The 16,297-nt window shown below is 66.7% G+C and carries 15 protein-coding genes; 4 read left to right on the forward strand and 11 right to left on the reverse strand.

Annotated features, from left to right (window positions below; translation table 11 throughout):
* Positions 1–103 precede the first annotated feature (103 nt).
* Positions 104–913, forward strand: a complete 810-nt coding sequence (locus ACSMEV_RS00845) for a rhodanese-like domain-containing protein (RefSeq protein WP_459206864.1) — start codon at positions 104–106, stop codon at positions 911–913.
* Between the two features lie 10 nt (positions 914–923).
* Positions 924–1,784, forward strand: a complete 861-nt coding sequence (gene asd, locus ACSMEV_RS00850) for an archaetidylserine decarboxylase (RefSeq protein ID WP_296266066.1) — start codon at positions 924–926, stop codon at positions 1,782–1,784.
* Between the two features lie 99 nt (positions 1,785–1,883).
* Here asd and serB read toward each other — a convergent pair whose 3' ends face one another.
* Complete coding sequence (gene serB, locus ACSMEV_RS00855; protein WP_459206865.1) at positions 1,884–3,098, reverse strand: phosphoserine phosphatase SerB; 1,215 nt, start codon at positions 3,096–3,098, stop codon at positions 1,884–1,886.
* Between the two features lie 133 nt (positions 3,099–3,231).
* Between serB and ACSMEV_RS00860 the strand changes: the two genes are divergently transcribed.
* The gene (locus ACSMEV_RS00860; protein WP_459206866.1) at positions 3,232–4,728 is read left to right on the forward strand and encodes a histidine kinase; all 1,497 of its coding nucleotides are present in this window, start codon (positions 3,232–3,234) and stop codon (positions 4,726–4,728) included.
* A gap of 77 nt (positions 4,729–4,805) precedes the next feature.
* Here ACSMEV_RS00860 and ACSMEV_RS00865 read toward each other — a convergent pair whose 3' ends face one another.
* From ACSMEV_RS00865 to ACSMEV_RS00905, 9 genes are all read right to left on the reverse strand, one after another.
* A complete protein-coding gene (locus tag ACSMEV_RS00865; protein WP_413046176.1) occupies positions 4,806–5,510 on the reverse strand; it encodes a PqiC family protein in 705 nt (234 codons plus the stop codon).
* Positions 5,511–5,659: 149 nt separating this feature from the next.
* Positions 5,660–7,915 (reverse strand): DNA topoisomerase IV subunit A, encoded by a 2,256-nt coding sequence (gene parC / locus ACSMEV_RS00870; protein WP_459206867.1) that lies wholly within the window; start codon positions 7,913–7,915, stop codon positions 5,660–5,662.
* A 10-nt stretch (positions 7,916–7,925) separates the two neighbouring features.
* Entirely contained in the window at positions 7,926–8,444 is a 519-nt protein-coding gene (locus ACSMEV_RS00875) for a retropepsin-like aspartic protease family protein (RefSeq protein ID WP_459206868.1), read from the reverse strand.
* Positions 8,441–9,427 carry an esterase-like activity of phytase family protein gene (locus tag ACSMEV_RS00880; RefSeq protein WP_459206869.1) on the reverse strand — a complete coding sequence of 329 codons (987 nt, stop codon included), beginning with the start codon at positions 9,425–9,427 and terminating at the stop codon, positions 8,441–8,443. Before ACSMEV_RS00880 ends, ACSMEV_RS00875 begins: the two co-directional genes overlap by 4 nt.
* The gene (parE, locus tag ACSMEV_RS00885) at positions 9,424–11,328 is read right to left on the reverse strand and encodes a DNA topoisomerase IV subunit B (protein ID WP_296266078.1); all 1,905 of its coding nucleotides are present in this window, start codon (positions 11,326–11,328) and stop codon (positions 9,424–9,426) included. The genes ACSMEV_RS00880 and parE overlap by 4 nt, the downstream gene beginning before the upstream one ends.
* Before the next feature lie 36 nt (positions 11,329–11,364).
* Positions 11,365–11,976: a YqiA/YcfP family alpha/beta fold hydrolase gene (locus tag ACSMEV_RS00890; protein ID WP_459206870.1), complete on the reverse strand. Its 612-nt coding sequence runs from the start codon at positions 11,974–11,976 to the stop codon at positions 11,365–11,367.
* A gap of 128 nt (positions 11,977–12,104) precedes the next feature.
* The gene (gene cpdA / locus ACSMEV_RS00895) at positions 12,105–12,914 is read right to left on the reverse strand and encodes a 3',5'-cyclic-AMP phosphodiesterase (RefSeq protein WP_459206871.1); all 810 of its coding nucleotides are present in this window, start codon (positions 12,912–12,914) and stop codon (positions 12,105–12,107) included.
* Between the two features lie 84 nt (positions 12,915–12,998).
* Entirely contained in the window at positions 12,999–13,487 is a 489-nt protein-coding gene (locus ACSMEV_RS00900) for a DUF1249 domain-containing protein (protein ID WP_459206872.1), read from the reverse strand.
* Entirely contained in the window at positions 13,442–14,059 is a 618-nt protein-coding gene (locus ACSMEV_RS00905; RefSeq protein WP_413046169.1) for an NUDIX domain-containing protein, read from the reverse strand. Before ACSMEV_RS00905 ends, ACSMEV_RS00900 begins: the two co-directional genes overlap by 46 nt.
* 184 nt (positions 14,060–14,243) lie before the next feature.
* Between ACSMEV_RS00905 and ACSMEV_RS00910 the strand changes: the two genes are divergently transcribed.
* The gene (locus ACSMEV_RS00910; protein ID WP_296266088.1) at positions 14,244–14,990 is read left to right on the forward strand and encodes an RsiV family protein; all 747 of its coding nucleotides are present in this window, start codon (positions 14,244–14,246) and stop codon (positions 14,988–14,990) included.
* Here ACSMEV_RS00910 and cytX read toward each other — a convergent pair.
* A complete protein-coding gene (gene cytX, locus ACSMEV_RS00915) occupies positions 14,959–16,239 on the reverse strand; it encodes a putative hydroxymethylpyrimidine transporter CytX (protein ID WP_459206873.1) in 1,281 nt (426 codons plus the stop codon). The two genes, ACSMEV_RS00910 and cytX, sit on opposite strands and share 32 nt — an antisense overlap.
* Positions 16,240–16,297 lie beyond the last annotated feature (58 nt).

Consider the following 16,297-nt stretch of genomic DNA (forward strand, 5'->3'; position numbering starts at 1 on the left):
GCGCAGCGCCTGCACACCTGCTCGGCCCTGCCCCACATCGCGCGATCGAGTATCGCGCCTGTACCTGGGCTACAATCGCCCCCTGATTTTTCGGAGACCCTGGATGACTGACTTTTCCGGCTTGCCCCTGGTGATCGAGGTTGCCGATCTGCTGCCGCGCCTGGAAGCACCCGAGCTGATTCTGGTCGACCTGACCAGCGCCAGCCGGTACGCTGCCGGACACGTGCCCGGCGCGCACTGGGTCGACAGCAAGCGCACGCAGCTCGGCCAGCCGCCAGCGCCTGGCCTGCTGCCGAGCCAGGCCACCCTGGAAAAGCTGTTCGCCGACCTCGGGCACCATGACGATGCGGTGTACGTGGTGTACGACGAAGAGGGCGGCAGCTGGGCCGGCCGCTTCATCTGGTTACTCGACGTCATCGGCCACACCCGCTACCACTACCTCAACGGCGGCATCCATGCCTGGCCTACCGACGCACTGTCGACCGAAGTGCCGCCCAGCGCCTCCAGGGACGTGGCGTTGCAACTGCACGCCGAACCTACCGCCACCCGCGAATACCTGCAAAGCCGCCTAGGCGCAGCGGACCTCGCCATCTGGGACGTACGCGCGCCCGAGGAGTTCGACGGCCGCAAGGTGCTCGCCGCCCGCGGCGGCCACATCCCCGGGGCGACCAACCTGGAATGGACCCTAGCCATGGACCCCGCCGACCATCTGCGCATCCGCCGCGACGTCGCCGAGCTGCTGCGCGCCCACGGCATCACCCCGGACAAGGAAGTGGTCACCCACTGCCAGAGCCATCGCCGTTCCGGCTTCACTTATCTGGTGGCCAAGGCCCTCGGCTATCCACGGGTCAAGGCCTACGCCGGCTCCTGGAGCGAATGGGGCAACCACCCGGACACGCCTGTAGACGTTTAAGGAAAACCCAATGAAATCCCGTTTGTTCATCCTCAGCCAGTACCTGCTGCCCCACCACCTGCTGTCGCGTCTGGCCGGCTGCGTCGCCGAATGCCGCGTGCGCTGGTTCAAGAACGCCTTCACCGCCTGGTTCGCCAAGCGTTACCAGGTCGACATGTCCCAGGCGCTGGTCGAAGACCTGACCGCCTACGAGCACTTCAACGCCTTCTTCACCCGCGCCTTGAAGCCTGAAGCACGCCCGCTCGACCCCACGCCCGGCGCCATCCTCTGCCCGGCCGACGGTGCCGTCAGCCAGGTGGGCCAGATCGAGCACGGCCGCATCTTCCAGGCCAAGGGCCACAGCTTCAGCGCCCAGGAACTGCTCGGCGGCGACCCGGCCCTGGCCGCGCCGTTCATGGGCGGCGAGTTCGCCACGGTGTACCTCTCGCCCAAGGACTACCACCGCGTGCACATGCCGCTGGCCGGCACCCTGCGCGAAATGGTCTACGTGCCGGGCCAACTGTTCTCGGTCAACCAGACCACTGCGGAAAACGTCCCCGAGCTGTTCGCCCGCAACGAGCGTGTGGTGTGCCTGTTCGACACCGAACGCGGGCCGATGGCCATGGTGCTGGTCGGCGCGATGATCGTGGCTTCCGTGGAAACGGTCTGGGCCGGCCTGGTGACGCCGCCCAAGCGCGAACTGAAGACCGTGCGCTATGACGAAGCCAGCCGCGCACCGATCCACCTGGAGAAAGGCGCCGAAATGGGCCGTTTCAAGCTGGGTTCGACGGTGGTGGTGCTGTTCGGCCCCGAGCAGATGCAGTGGGGCGATGTCGGCGCGGGTTCGGCCGTGCGCATGGGCCAGTTGCTGGCCATGCCGAAGCAGGCTTGACGCGCTGCGTGGCCCTGCCGGGCTGCGCTCGCTTTTTTGCGTAGCGACGAAAACGCCCGGTACTGGATACCGGGCGTTTTCGTTCGAGGGTTATGCGGGTCAGACGCGGGTCTGGCGATCGCGCAAGCCGAGCAGATACAACACGCCATCCAGCCCCAGGGTGGAAATCGCCTGCTTGGCCGACTGGCGCACCAGCGGCTTGGCACGAAAGGCCACGCCCAAGCCGGCCAGCGCCAGCATCGGCAGGTCGTTGGCGCCGTCGCCCACGGCGATGGTCTGCTCCAGTTGCAGCCCTTCCTTGAGGGTCAGTTCCTGCAATAGATCGGCCTTGCGCTGGGCATCGACGATCGGCTCGATGGTTTCGCCGGTCAGCTTGCCGTCGACCACGTCCAGTTCGTTGGCGAACACATAGTCGATGCCCAGGCGCGCCTGCACCTGCTTGGCGAAGTAGCTGAAGCCGCCGGAAAGGATGGCGGTCTTGTAGCCCAGGCGCTTGAGCTCGGCGAACAGGTGTTCGGCACCTTCGGTCAGGCGCAGCGAGGCGCCGATCTGGTCCAGCACGCTCACGTCCAGGCCCTTGAGCAGCGCCATGCGCTCCTTGAAGCTGGCGCGGAAATCCAGCTCGCCACGCATGGCCCGCTCGGTGATGGCGGCGACCTGTTCGCCGACCCCTGCGGCCTTGGCCAGCTCGTCGATGACTTCGGCCTCGATCAACGTGGAATCCATGTCGAACACGGCCAGGCGACGGTTGCGCCGGTAGAGATCGTCTTTCTGGAAGGCGATGTCGACGTTCAGCTCGCTCGACAGGGCGAAGAACTCGGCGCGCAGGGCCTGCACGTCGGAAGGCTCGCCGCGCACGGAAATCTCCACCGCCGAGCGGCTCCTGTCGACCGGCGCATCCAGGGTGATGCGCGCGGACAGGCGCTCGATGCGTTCGATGGTCATGCCGTATTTGGAGATCACCGCACTGGCGCGCTGCAACTGCGCGGGGGTGATCTGCCGGCTGAGCAGCGTCACCACGTGCCGCGCATCGCCATGGCCTTCGGCCCAGTGCTGGTAATCGGCTTCGGAGATGGGCGTGTAACGGGCTTGCAGGTTCAGTTCGTGGGCCTTGGCCTGCACGCTCTGCAACAGGTGGGTGGCCACTTCGTTGTCGGGCAGGTCGACCAGGATGCCGAACGACAAGGTGCCGTGCATGACGGCAAGGCCGATGTCGAGGATGTTCACGCCGCCCTGGAGCAGGACGCCTGTAAGGGCCGCGGTGAGACCGGGTCGGTCTTCACCGGTGATGTTGATCAGGACGATTTCGCGCAAGACCTGGCTCCGAAAGGATGAAAAATGCGCATTCTACCGATTTTCCGTGACCGCTGGGCACATCGCCTACTTTGCCGCCATATGACGTGTCGCTATACTCCGCCCCACACTTTTTGCCATAAAGAGCCGCGCTGTGATCCGGCCCACGCCCGTCAAACCCGACAACTTCTTCGTGATGCTCTTTCGCGCCCTGCGCCAACGTCGCATTCCCTTGGTTCTGCGCATCGCCAGCCACACCATTTTCATGGTGGCGCTGGCGCTGGTGATCTATGCCTGCGTCATGGGCCTGCAATTCAAGCAGGCCATGCACGACCAGGCCGACGCCCTCGGCCAGAGCCTGACGTTGCAGACCGCCTCCTCGGCCACCGAGCTGCTGGTGGCCAACGACATCCTTAGCCTCAACGTGCTGCTGGGCAACCTGGTGAAGAACCCGCTGGTGGCCCACGCCGCCATCTACAGCGTGGACAACCGCATCCTCGCCGAAGCCGGCGAGCGCCCACGCAACGGTCTGCTGGGCGAAGCCGAGGGGCTGTACCAGAGCAAGATCACCTTCCAGGACGTCACCGCCGGGCAGCTGCGCATCAGCCTGGATATGAACGAGTTCCAGCAGCCGATGCTCATCAGCTTGCAGAGCATGGGCATCATGGCCGCCATCCTGCTGTGCCTGGCGCTGACCTTGAGCCTGCGCCTGGGTCGCTACATCAGCACCCCGCTGCTGCAGTTGCGGGTCTGGCTGCGCGACCCGCACCACCTCACCCCCGGCACCGAGCGTCACGACGAAATCGGCGACCTCGCCCGCCAGTTGCATGCCCGCCTGGCGCCACCGGCACCGCCCGAGCCGGAACCGGAGCCGGAACCCGAATTCGAATACGACGACGATGACGCGCTGGCCGCCGAAGACGCCCCGCAGAGCCTGCGTGAACGTGCCGCCATCCCCAAGCCGAGTGCGCGTCCCCACGTGCATGCCGAGGATGACGACGACGAAGCCTTCGCCGGCCTGCTCGACGACGAACAGCCCGTGCCGGAGGTCCAGCCGCTCCATGAGGCCCCTGGCGAACCGCAGTTCACCGCCGTGCTGGCCGTGCAACTGGGCTCGCAGGAACAGCTGCGCCGCCTGCCGCGCACCCGCCTCGGCGAACTGCTGGACCGCTACCGCGAGTGCTTGAACCAGGCCGTGTCGCTGTACGAAGGCGAGCTGCACTCGCTCAACGACGGCAGCGCCCTGCTGCTGTTCCACAGCCGCCAGTGCGGCGACGACTACCTGACCAACGCCATCTGCTGTGGCGAACTGCTGCGCGCCCTGGGCCACGCCTTGCAGATCGAGGTGGCCGACAGCGGCATCACCCTGCAATTGCAACTGGGCCTGACGGTGGACGACGACCTCTACGGGCTCGATCAGGTCGACCTGCTCATGGCCGAGAAGGCCCAGGATGCCCTGGCGCTGTCGCAGCACAGCCGTAACCTGCTCCTAGTCGAGCGCCAGATCGGCGACGACTCGCTGATCCGCCAACGCGCGCGCATCCGTCCCATCGCCAGCCCCGAAGGCGCCTGCTGCGTGGAGCGCTTGCTGGAACCCTACCCGTCGATGCTCGAGCGCCAACTGGCGCGCATGCACGAGCACCGCAGCTGACCTCGATCGGCCACCCACAAAAAAGCCCGCAGCGATGCGGGCTTTTTTGTGGGTGGCCGATCGAGCGGTGACGCAGCTTAGAAGCGATAGACTTCCATGTCGGTCCGCACTGGCGACGCCATGGGAATTCGCGACTTTTCCGGCCCACGCTTGACCTGCGCGGCAGGCTTTTTCACCGGCGTCTCGACCAGCGCCGGCTGGTTGGCCAAAGGCTTGAGAGCGGTGCTCAGCTGCTCGGCGAGTTTTTGCAGCAACTGCCCCTGGGCCTGCACTTGGGCGCTTTCGCTGCCTGCGTGGGGCTGTTCAAGGTGCACGATGCGGTTGTCGCGCACCTGACCCCGGCGATCCAGCACGCGCCACTGCGCGTCGAGCACGGCCGGCTGTTTGCTGCCCGAATCCAACCGTGTGATCGACAGCAGCACCTGCGCATCGGGGGTAAAGCCGGTGCCGGCGGGCGCCAGCACCACGCGCTGGCTGTCCAGGCGCCAGGCCAATTGGCGTACCAGCAACTGGTCGATATCCGACGACAGGCTGCCCGCCCAACGTCCATCGACCGCAGCGCTCAGGCTGCCATCGGCTTGGCGCTGCAGGAAGGTTTCACGTTGCAGGTAGTCGGCGACCGACACCGGGCCCACCACCACGGCCATGCCGGAAGCCTGGGTCGGTTGCCCGGGCTGGCCGCTGTCCAGCTGGTACAACGCCACGGGCTGATGCACGCTGCAGCCGGCGAGGGTCAGCAGGCCAGTCATCAACAACGTCAATGGAAGGCGTGGAAATCTCATTCGTCCCATCCAGGCGGCTGCACGGGGCTAGCCGCAGTGATACTCAAGTAAACCTATGGGCGCATCAGGGGCCCTGGCGCCGCGGGGGGCTATCATCCGTGAATTGGCGCCGCGACTCCAGCACTTAAAAGTCGCGGCGCCTCGCCCATTCAGGCGGGCCGTTCCACCGTCAGGCCATCGACGCGCTGGAAGCCACGCGGCAGTTTGCTACCACGCCGGCCGCGTTCGCCCTTGTAGTGTTCGAGATCGTCGGGCTTGAGCGACAAGGTGCGTTTGCCGGCCTGCAGGACCAGGGTCGAACCCTCGCCCAATACCGCCAGGTCGCTGACGTACTCTTCGCGGCTGGCCACTCGCTCGCCCGGCACACCGATGATCTTGTTGCCCTTGCCTTTGCCCAGTTGCGGCAGGTCGCTGATCTTGAACACCAGCAGGCGGCCTTCGGTGGTCACGGCGGCCAGCCAGTCATTGGCACGGTCGAGCACCGGGCGCGGCGCCATGACCTTCGACCCGTTGGGCAGGCTCAACAGCCCCTTGCCCGCCTTGTTCTTGGCTTGCAGGTCTTCACCCTTGACCACGAAGCCATAGCCGGCATCGGAGGCCACCACGTACAGCGCACTGTCGTCGGGGACCAGCACGCAATCGAAGGTCGCGCCCGGCGGCGGCGTCAGACGACCGGTCAGGGGTTCGCCCTGGCCCCGTGCCGACGGCAGGCTATGGGCGGCCAGCGAATAGCTGCGCCCAGTGGAATCGATGAGCACGGCGAACTGGTTGGAGCGCCCGGCCGCCGCGGCCTTGAAGCCGTCGCCGGCTTTGTAGGCCAAGCCCGTGGCATCGATGTCGTGGCCCTTGGCGCAGCGGATCCAGCCTTTTTCCGACAGCACCACGGTGACCGGTTCGGCCGGCATCAGCTCGTTTTCCGACAAGGCCTTGGCCTCGGCACGCTCGACGATGGGCGAGCGGCGTGCGTCGCCGTAGGTTTCGGCATCCTTAAGCAGTTCGCTGCGCACCAGCTTGCGCAGTTTGGCCTCGCTGCCCAGCAGGCCACTGAGTTTGGCCTGTTCCTTGAGCAGTTCGTCCTGCTCGCCGCGGATCTTCATTTCCTCCAGGCGCGCCAACTGCCGCAAGCGCGTCTCGAGGATGTAGTCGGCCTGGGTTTCGCTCAGCCCGAAACGGGCGATCAGCGCCTGCTTGGGCTGGTCCTCGGTACGAATGATGTGGATCACTTCGTCGAGGTTGAGGAAGGCGGTGAGCAAGCCGTCGAGCAGGTGCAGACGCCGTTCGACCTTGTCCAGGCGGAACTGCAGACGCCGGCGCACGGTGCCGATGCGGTACTGCAGCCACTCCTGCAACAGCGTACGCAGGTTCTTCAGTTGCGGGCGCCCGTCCAGGCCGATGATGTTGACGTTGACCCGGTAGCTGCTTTCCAGGTCGGTGGTGGCGAACAGGTGTTGCATCAGCTCGGCAGCGTCCACGCGGTTCGAGCGCGGGATGATCACCAGGCGGCACGGGTTCTCGTGGTCCGACTCGTCACGCAGGTCGGCCACCATCGGCAGCTTCTTGGCCTGCATCTGCGCCGCGATCTGCTCCATCACCTTGGCCCCGGAGACCTGGTGCGGCAATGCAGTGACCACGATGTCGCCGTCTTCGACGCGGTACACCGCGCGCATGCGGATCGAGCCGCGACCGCTCTCATAGAGTTTGAGCAGGTCGGCGCGCGGCGTGATGATCTCGGCTTCGGTGGGGTAGTCCGGCCCCTGGATGTGTTCGCACAGCTGCTCGACCGTGGCCTTGGGCTCGTCGAGCAGGCGCACGCAGGCCGTGGCGACTTCGCGCAGGTTGTGCGGCGGCACGTCGGTGGCCATGCCCACGGCGATACCGGTGGTGCCGTTGAGCAGGATGTTCGGCAGGCGCGCCGGCAACACCGCCGGTTCCTGCAAGGTGCCGTCGAAGTTCGGCACCCAGTCCACCGTGCCCTGGCCGACTTCGTCGAGCAGCACTTCGGAGTAGCGCGACAGGCGCGCTTCGGTGTAGCGCATGGCGGCGAAGGATTTCGGATCGTCCGGCGCACCCCAGTTGCCCTGGCCGTCGACCAGGGTGTAGCGGTAGCTGAACGGCTGGGCCATCAGCACCATGGCTTCGTAGCAGGCCGAGTCGCCATGGGGATGGAACTTGCCGAGCACGTCGCCCACGGTACGCGCCGATTTCTTGTGCTTGGCGTCGGCATCCAGGCCCAACTCGCTCATGGCGTATACGATGCGCCGTTGCACGGGCTTGAGGCCATCGCCGATGTGCGGCAGGGCCCGGTCCATGATCACGTACATGGAGTAGTTGAGGTAGGCCTGCTCGGTGAAGTCGGCCAGCGAGCGGCGCTCGACGCCGTCGAGACTGTCTTGTAAGTCGCTCATGCGAGCCTCGTCATTTCAAGTTCTGGCGCAGCAGCATGGTGCCGCCGCGCTGGGTGAATTCAAGTCGTTGCAAGGCGCTCATGCCCAGCAGCACCTGGTCGCCGTCCAGGCCCGGCACCACCAGGGCGCGCAAGTCGCGCAGGCGGATGTCGCCCAGCGCCAGTTCGGCGAGCCGGGTGCGGTAGCCTTCGGTGCGGCCGTTGGCGGTGCTCAGGATCACTGGCGCGCCGCGCTCCAGGCCCAACTGCCGTGCCAGCCCCTCGGGGATGGCGACGTCGGTGGCGCCGGTGTCGAGCATGAAGTGCACGGCCTGGCCGTTGATCGCGCCGTCGGCGACGAAATGGCCCTGGCCGTTGCCCAACAGCCGCACTTCGATGAAGTCGGCACCGTGCTCGGACTGCACTTGCGTGTTGGGGTTGTACTGGCGCTCTTCCCACTGCCCGAAGAACCGCGTGGCCAGAAACAGCCCCGCCGCCCAAGCCAGCAGCATCAGGATCTTGCCCGCGCGTTTGCCGGCCGGCTGGCTCATGGTTTGGCGCTCCAGCCACCGTCTGGCGCTTCGAAGCGCCAGACGATGGGTCTGAGTTCGCCGTCGGCGCGGTGGGCGTTGTTGTTGTCCAGGCCGATCCAGGCGCCCTTGTCGTCGATCACCAAGGCTTCGGCCAGGCCGAAGGGCTGGTCGTAGCGCCGTGCGTCGGTCAAGGCCTCGGCGGCGAACGACCAGCAGCGCTCGACCGCACCGCTGTCCGTGTCGCGACGGCAGATGCGGTAGGCGTTGCGCTCCAAGGTGAACAGCTTGCCCTGATAGTGGACCAGGTCCGAGAAATCGCGGGGGCGATTGCGCGGGTGCGGCATCTGCGCCGGTTGCCGTTCGACCCCAGCCTCGCTGAGCAACACGCAACTGCGGCCGCAATTCCACACCGACTGCCGACGCTCGATGGCCACCAGGCCGCGCCGCTCACGCTCGGCGGCCAGCCACAGGCGGTCGCCGGCCGGGTTGATCGCCACGCCTTCGAACAGCGCATTGAAGTGCAGCAGCATGCCGCTGGCGCGGGCCTGGCGCACCATGGCCGAGTCGATCTTCAGCCAGTTCGGCTCGCCCTCCAGCGGCAGCTGCAGCACGGCGGCGTGGGCCTCGCTGACCAAGTACAGGTTGCCGGCCTGGTCGCAGGTGACGCCTTCGTAGTCCAGCGCACCGCCGCGCACCAGCGCCGCCGCCTGGTTGCGCGCTTGCAAGCCCCAAGGCAGGCCGCTCTCCGGTACGGGTGGCGGGGCGAACTCGACCGTTTCGGCAGCCCACACCGCAGGCGTGGCGTCGAAGCGGTAGAGGCGGTCGTCGTCGCGGTCGGACACACCCCACAAGGCCCCGCGGCACGCCGCCAGCCCCGACAGGTTGCCGCCGCGCATGCCCTCGATGGGGTGTTCGCTGACCAGCTTGAGTTCGGGCCAGTCGCCAGCCAGCGCGGCGGGCACCGACAGCGTCAGCAGTGCGGCGAGCCAGCCACGGATCACACCATGACCTCGACCAGGTTGCCCTTGGTTTCCAGCCAGCTCTTGCGGTCGCCTGCACGCTTCTTGGCCAGCAGCTTGTCCATCAGCTCGCAGGTGGCCGCCACGTCGTCCAGGGTCAGCTGCACCAGACGCCGGGTGTTGGGGTCCATGGTGGTCTCGCGCAACTGCGGCGGGTTCATTTCGCCCAAGCCCTTGAAGCGGGTGACCTGCGGCTTGCCGCGCTTCTTCTCCGCCACCAGGCGGTCGAGGATGCCGTCGCGTTCGGCGTCGTCCAGGGCATAGTAGATTTCCTTGCCCAGGTCGATGCGGTATAGCGGCGGCATGGCCACGTACACGTGCCCGGCATCCACCAGCGGGCGGAAGTGCTGGACGAACAGCGCGCAGAGCAAGGTGGCGATGTGCAGGCCGTCGGAGTCGGCGTCGGCGAGGATGCAGATCTTGCCGTAACGCAGTTGCGCCAGGTCGCTGGCGCCGGGATCGACGCCGATGGCCACGGCGATGTTGTGCACTTCCTGGCTGGCCAGGACTTCGCCGCCATCGACTTCCCAGGTGTTCAAGATCTTCCCGCGCAACGGCAGGATGGCCTGGAATTCCTTGTCCCGCGCCTGCTTGGCCGAGCCGCCGGCCGAGTCGCCCTCGACCAGGAACAGCTCGGCGCGCATCGGGTCCTGACCGGCGCAGTCGGCCAGCTTGCCGGGCAAGGCCGGGCCTTGGGTCACGCGCTTGCGCTCGACCTTCTTGCTCGCCTTCAGGCGCCGGCCGGCGTTGCTGATGGCCAGCTCCGCCAATTGCAAACCCAGCTCGGGGTGGGCGTTGAGCCACAGGCTGAAGGCGTCCTTGACCACGCCGGAGACGAAGGCCGCGGCCTCGCGGGACGACAGGCGCTCCTTGGTCTGCCCGGAGAACTGCGCGTCCTGCATCTTCATCGACAGCACGAAGGCGATGCGCTCCCAGACGTCTTCCGGGGCCAGCTTGACGCCGCGCGGCAGCAGGTTGCGGAACTCGCAGAACTCGCGCATGGCGTCGAGCAGGCCCTGGCGCAGGCCGTTGACGTGGGTGCCGCCCTGCGCCGTGGGGATCAGGTTGACGTAGCTTTCCTGCAAGCTGTCGCCGCCCTCGGGCAGCCACAGCAGCGCCCAGTCGACCGCTTCCTTGTTACCGGCCAGCGCGCCGCAGAACGGCTCGTCGGGCAGGCGCTGGAATTCGCTGACCGCATCGACCAGGTAGGAGCGCAGGCCGTCCTGGTAATGCCACTCGACCTTCTCGCCGGTGCCTTTGTCCTCGAAGCTGATCGACAGTCCCGGGCACAGGACGGCCTTGGCCTTGAGCACATGCTTGAGGCGGCTGATGGAAAACTTCGCCGAATCGAAGTACTTCGGGTCGGGGCTGAAGTACACGCTGGTGCCGGTGTTGCGCTTGCCGACCGTGCCGATGACGGCAAGCTCCGTGGCCTTGAAGCCGTCGGCGAAGGTCATCTGGTATTCGTTGCCATCGCGTTTGACGCGCACGCGCACCTGGTTCGACAGGGCGTTGACCACCGAAATGCCGACCCCGTGCAGACCACCGGAGAACTGGTAGTTCTTGTTGGAGAACTTGCCACCGGCGTGCAGCTTGGTGAGGATCAGCTCGACGCCGGACACGCCTTCTTCGGGGTGGATGTCCACCGGCATGCCGCGACCATCGTCGCTGACTTCCAGGGAATGGTCGGCATGCAGCACCACTTGGATGGAGCGCGCGTGGCCGGCCAGGGCTTCGTCGACGCTGTTGTCGATGACTTCCTGGGCCAGGTGGTTGGGCCGGCTGGTGTCGGTATACATGCCCGGCCGCTTGCGGACCGGGTCGAGGCCGGAGAGGACTTCGATGGCGTCTGCGTTATAGGCGCTAGCGCTGGGATTGGCCATGGGTTCTCGTCGTCAGTCTGGTGAATGCGGAAAAGATCAAAAGGCAGCGGCGCCGAATGCGTCGAGGCGCTCGGCGTCGATGCCGGCCAGGCGCAGCAGCGCCGGCAGGTGCGCGGCGAAGCCCTGGAAGCTGTGGTCGCCACCGGTTTCGATGCGCAGGTCGCAATGCTGGTAGTAGCGCTCGGCATGGCGGTAGTCGAGGGTTTCGTCGCCGGTCTGCAGCCACACCTGGAGGCGCTCGGCCGCTTGCGGCGGCGGCACTTCCAGTTCGGCCAGCGCCTGCACGTGGTCGAGGGTCAGCTCCCAGGTTTCGTCGCTGTACAGGTTGCGCTGGGTGCCCAGGTAGCCGTCGAACAGCCGGTGCGGCGCGACGGCCGGGTTGATCAACAGGGCCTTGAGGCCATGGCGCTCGGCCAGGTACGTGGCGTAGTAGCCGCCGAGCGAGCTGCCGACCAGCAGCGGCGCGCCGCCCAGCTCAGCCAGGGCAGCTTCGAGTTGCACCAGGGCCTGGCGCGGATGGTGGTGCAGGGCCGGGACGCGCAAACGGTCGAGCAACCCAAGGTGGCCCATGGCCGCCGTCAACTGGCTGGCCTTGCGCGACAGGGGCGAGCTGTTGAGACCGTGTATGTAAAGGATAGAACCCGACATCGTGCCCTCGGCATCTGCAATGCAGCGCCCGCTCGGCAAGCGCTGGGAAACGCGCATTGTACCGTGTTCGCGGGCATTTGGCGCAGTTGCCGACGCGTGCGGGCCTACGCCGCAGGCCTGCTGGCGCGTCAGTAGCCGGGGCTGTCGAAATCCAGGGTGACGATGAAATCCTCGGCACGCTGCACTCCGGTTTCGATCCGCCCATCGGCGTGCAGACGCAGCCAGCGGTAACCCGGCGCTTCCCGGCTGACCTCGAAATCCGCGCTGCCGGCGGCGAACTGGATGCAGGTGGACGGCGTGGCCAGCAGACGCAGACCGCCGCGCTGTTCGTCCCAGGGCTGATGGATGTGCCCCCAGAGCAACCCGCGCACCTGCGCATGGCCTTGCAGCAGCGCCAGCAGGCGCTCGCCGTTGCGCAGGCCGATGGGCGCGATCCAGGCGCAGCCGACGTCCACCGGCTGGTGGTGCAGGCACACCAGGCAATGCTGGGAACCTGCGCCGTCCAGCGCCCGTTGCAACAGATCGAACTGCTCGTCTTCGAGCCAGCCATGGTTCGACCCGGCGACCACCGAATCGAGGGTGATCACGCGCCAGGCGCCGAGGTCGGTCACCGCCTGGGTCGCTCCGGGCGGCGCCACCTGTGCCATGACCTGTGGCGCGTCGTGGTTGCCGGGCAGCCAGCGGACGCTGTCGGCCAGGCCATCGATCAGCGCGCGAAAGGCTTCGTAGGCGGTGGGGCTGGCGTCCTGGGTGAGGTCGCCGGTGCACAGCAGCAGGTCGATGCGCGGTTGTTCGCGGCGCACCTGCGCCACAACATGGCGCAGGCTGTCGCGGGTGTTGACGCCCAGCAGGCCACGGGCCGGATCGGCGAACAGGTGCGGGTCGGTCAGTTGCACCACATGGAGGGGTGTCTGGGCGGCGGGGCTGGACGGGGGCAACGACCCTCTCCTTGTGCGGATGAAGCGTAATTATCGTCGCCCTGCCGGGGTATGCAACGTTCAGAAGCCGACCGGCTTCACATTTCAGCGAACCACGGCCAGTTCGTGCCCCCAGGCCAGGCAGTGGGTGAGCCATTCGCCCAGGAACAGGTTGAGCTGGGCCTTCTCGTCGGGCTGGTGCATGGCGTCGTTGGGGTAGGGATAAATGCTGCGCAGGCGCCGCGCATGCTCGGCGCTGACCACTTCGGCCATGCGCGCGTCGTGGTAGACCTGCACGTCCATCTGCGGTACCGGGAGCCAAGGCAGGCTGTGCTCCTGGCGCACGCGCAGAGTGGTGGTGTACGGGCAGGCCAGCACCACTTCCAACGCCAGCACGCCCAGCATCTGGTCGCCCTGGGTCATGCCGATGCGTCGTTCGCTCTGGGTGCTGCGCATGTCGGGAAGCAGGCGCATGAGCCGCGCGTAGTTGGCCTCGCAGGCGGCTTGCAAGCCGGCGAGGTCGACGCGGTAGCGCTCACGCGATGGGCTCACGACCACATCCCCCGGACTTCCGCGCGATTCAACGCCAGCCATTGCAGGGCGATGATGCTCGCGGCATTGCCGATGCGACCGTCACGTACCGCTTGCAGCGCGTCTTCGAACGACCACACCCGCACGCGGATGTCCTCGCCCTCTTCCTCCAGGCCATGCACGCCACCCGCCTGCTCGGTGCTGCAGCGGCCGAGGAACAGGTGCACGAACTCGTCGCTGCCACCTGGGGATGGGAAATAGCGGGTCATCGGCCACAGAGCGGAAAAGCTCAGGCCGGCCTCTTCCTCGGCTTCGCGATGGGCGACCTGTTCGGGCTCTTCGTCCTTGTCGATCAGGCCGGCGACCAGTTCGATCAGCCAGGGGTTGCTCGACTTGCCGAGGGCACCGACACGGAACTGCTCGATCAGCACCACTTCGTCGCGTTGCGGGTCGTAGGGCAGCACGCACACCGCATCGTGGCGCACGAACAGCTCGCGGGTGATCTCCCGGCTCATGCCGCCATCGAACAGTTCATGGCGCAGGCGCAGCTTGTCGAGGCGGTAGAAGCCCTTGAAGCACTGTTCGCGCTGGACGATCTCGACGGCTTTGGGTTCGGAATGCAAAGGGTTGGACATGGTGTTTCCTCTTACAACGTACGGCGTCATCGCGCCATCCTACTCTGCGCATCGCTGTGTTTCACTCACTTATCGTGCGCTCGACGCAGTTGCCAAAGCCCCCTGCCACTCTGTTAGCGTAGCGGCGAACCGAAGGCCGTGCCGACGGTCGAAGACCGATCATCCTGTCTTGCAAGGAACCTCAATGACGCTTGCCAAACTGACTGCCGTGGCCGCGCTGGCCCTGGCGCTGGGCGCCTGCCAGAGCGTGTTCGCGCCGAACTACCGCGCGCCGCTCGAAGTCAAGCGCGAGGCCTGGGAACACGTCAAACCCGGCTGCAGCGAGCGCGACTGCCCACTGGTGAACATCGACACCGTGTCGTTCCCGGCGCTGCCCAAACTCGACGGCATCGTCGAAAGCCGCCTGCTGCAACTGACCGAAGACAACGAACGCAGCACGGCCGCGCCTTCGCTCAAAGCCTACGAACAGCAATACCTGGCCACCGCCAAGCAGCGCAACAGCAGCTACCTGCAAGCCAAGGTACGCGAACAGCATGACGGGCTGGTGATCGTCGAGCTGTCCAGCTACCTCGACAGCGGCGGGGCCCATGGCATGCCGGGCCGCGCGTTCATCAACTACTCGCGTCAGCAGGACAAGGTGCTGACCTTGCAGGACATGCTCCTGCCGGGCCAGGAAGAGACGTTCTGGAAGACCGTGGCCGAGTCGCACAAGGCCTGGCTGATGAGCGTCGAGATGGACAAGGACCCGGAGTTCATCAAGACCTGGCCGTTCCGCAAGTCGCCGCACATCGCCCTGACCTACGGCGCTTTGATCGTGAAGTACGAGGTCTATGCCATCGCCCCGTACTCCATGGGCCACGTCGAGCTGAAGATCCCCTACCCGCGCCTGAATGGCGTGCTCAAGCCCGAACTGTTCCCCGGCCGCGGCTAACGCCCAGCAGCGCATACAGCCCACCTGCCAGCAGCAAGGCTGGTAGCGTGGCGCCGACCTCCGGCGCCCAGTGGGCGATGCCGTGGTAGGTCGCCACCCCCGCCGCCCAAGCCACCAGGGCCCCTACGCTCATTGCCTCGACCTGCGTCGCCACGCGCCGACGCACGACGAAATGGTCCACCAGCACCACGCCGAACAGCGGCGCGAACACCGAACCGATCAGCAGCAGGAAGTTCTGGTACTGCGCCAGCGGCGCCAGCAGGGCGATCAGCGTGCACAGTACGCCGATGGCCAAGGCCAGGTGCTCGACCTTCACCTGCACCAGCGTGCCGCTGGAGACGGCAGCCGAGTGGATGTCGGCGAAGGCGTTCTCCGACTCGTCGAGCAGAATCAGCAGCAACGGCAGGCCCAGCCCGGCGCCGGCGAGCGCCAGCAGTAGCGCATCGACTTCGCCACTGGGCGCGAACGCCAGGGTGTAGGCCACCCCCAGGCTCATGAGCCAGGCATTGCCGAGGAAAAAGCCCAGCGCCGTGCCGCCGAACACACGGCTGGCGCGCTGACCGAAGCGCGAATAGTCGGCGATCAGCGGCAACCACGACAACGGCATGGCGACGACGATGTCCAGGCCCACCGCCAGCGACAGCGAACCGTCGCCAGGGCGCGCCCACAAGGCCGCCAGATCCGCCCTGGCCAGCAGGTTCCAGGTCAGCCACAGGCAGGCGCCGAGCAGCAGCCAGATGCCCCAGCGACGCAGCACCTTGCGCACGAAGGTCAGCGGCCCGCTGACCGCGAGCAGGGTGGCCAGGGTGCCGAAGCACAAGGTCCATGGCCAGGGATTGCCCAAGCCGCTGTCGGCGCCGAAGGCGCGCGTCGCCAGAAGGCTGGCGGCGTCGCGCATGACGATGATTTCGAAAGCGCCCCAGCCCACCAGTTGCAGCAGGTTGAGCGCAGCCGGCAGGCGTGCGCCGTTGCGCCCCAGGGTCAGGCGCAGGGTGGCCATGGCCGACAGCCCGGTGTCGCAGCCGATCACCGCCACCGCAGCCAGCAACAGCACGCCCATGGCGCTGCCGGCCAGGATCGCCAGTAGCGCGCCGGCCAGCCCCAGGCCTGGCGCCAGCAGCGCGCCCACCTGCAACACCATCAGACCTACGCCCAAGGAAAACCACAGCGAAAACAGGTCCCGGCCGCCGAGGACGCGCTGGCTGGGGGGAACGGGGTGATCGGGGGAAAACGCGCTGATCTGAGTCATGGATGCGCTCGCGCAAGGGGGGTGAAGTGCTAGAAGAAACCGGCCATGGCCGATCGAT

This window comes from Pseudomonas sp. MLB6B, assembly GCF_054508135.1.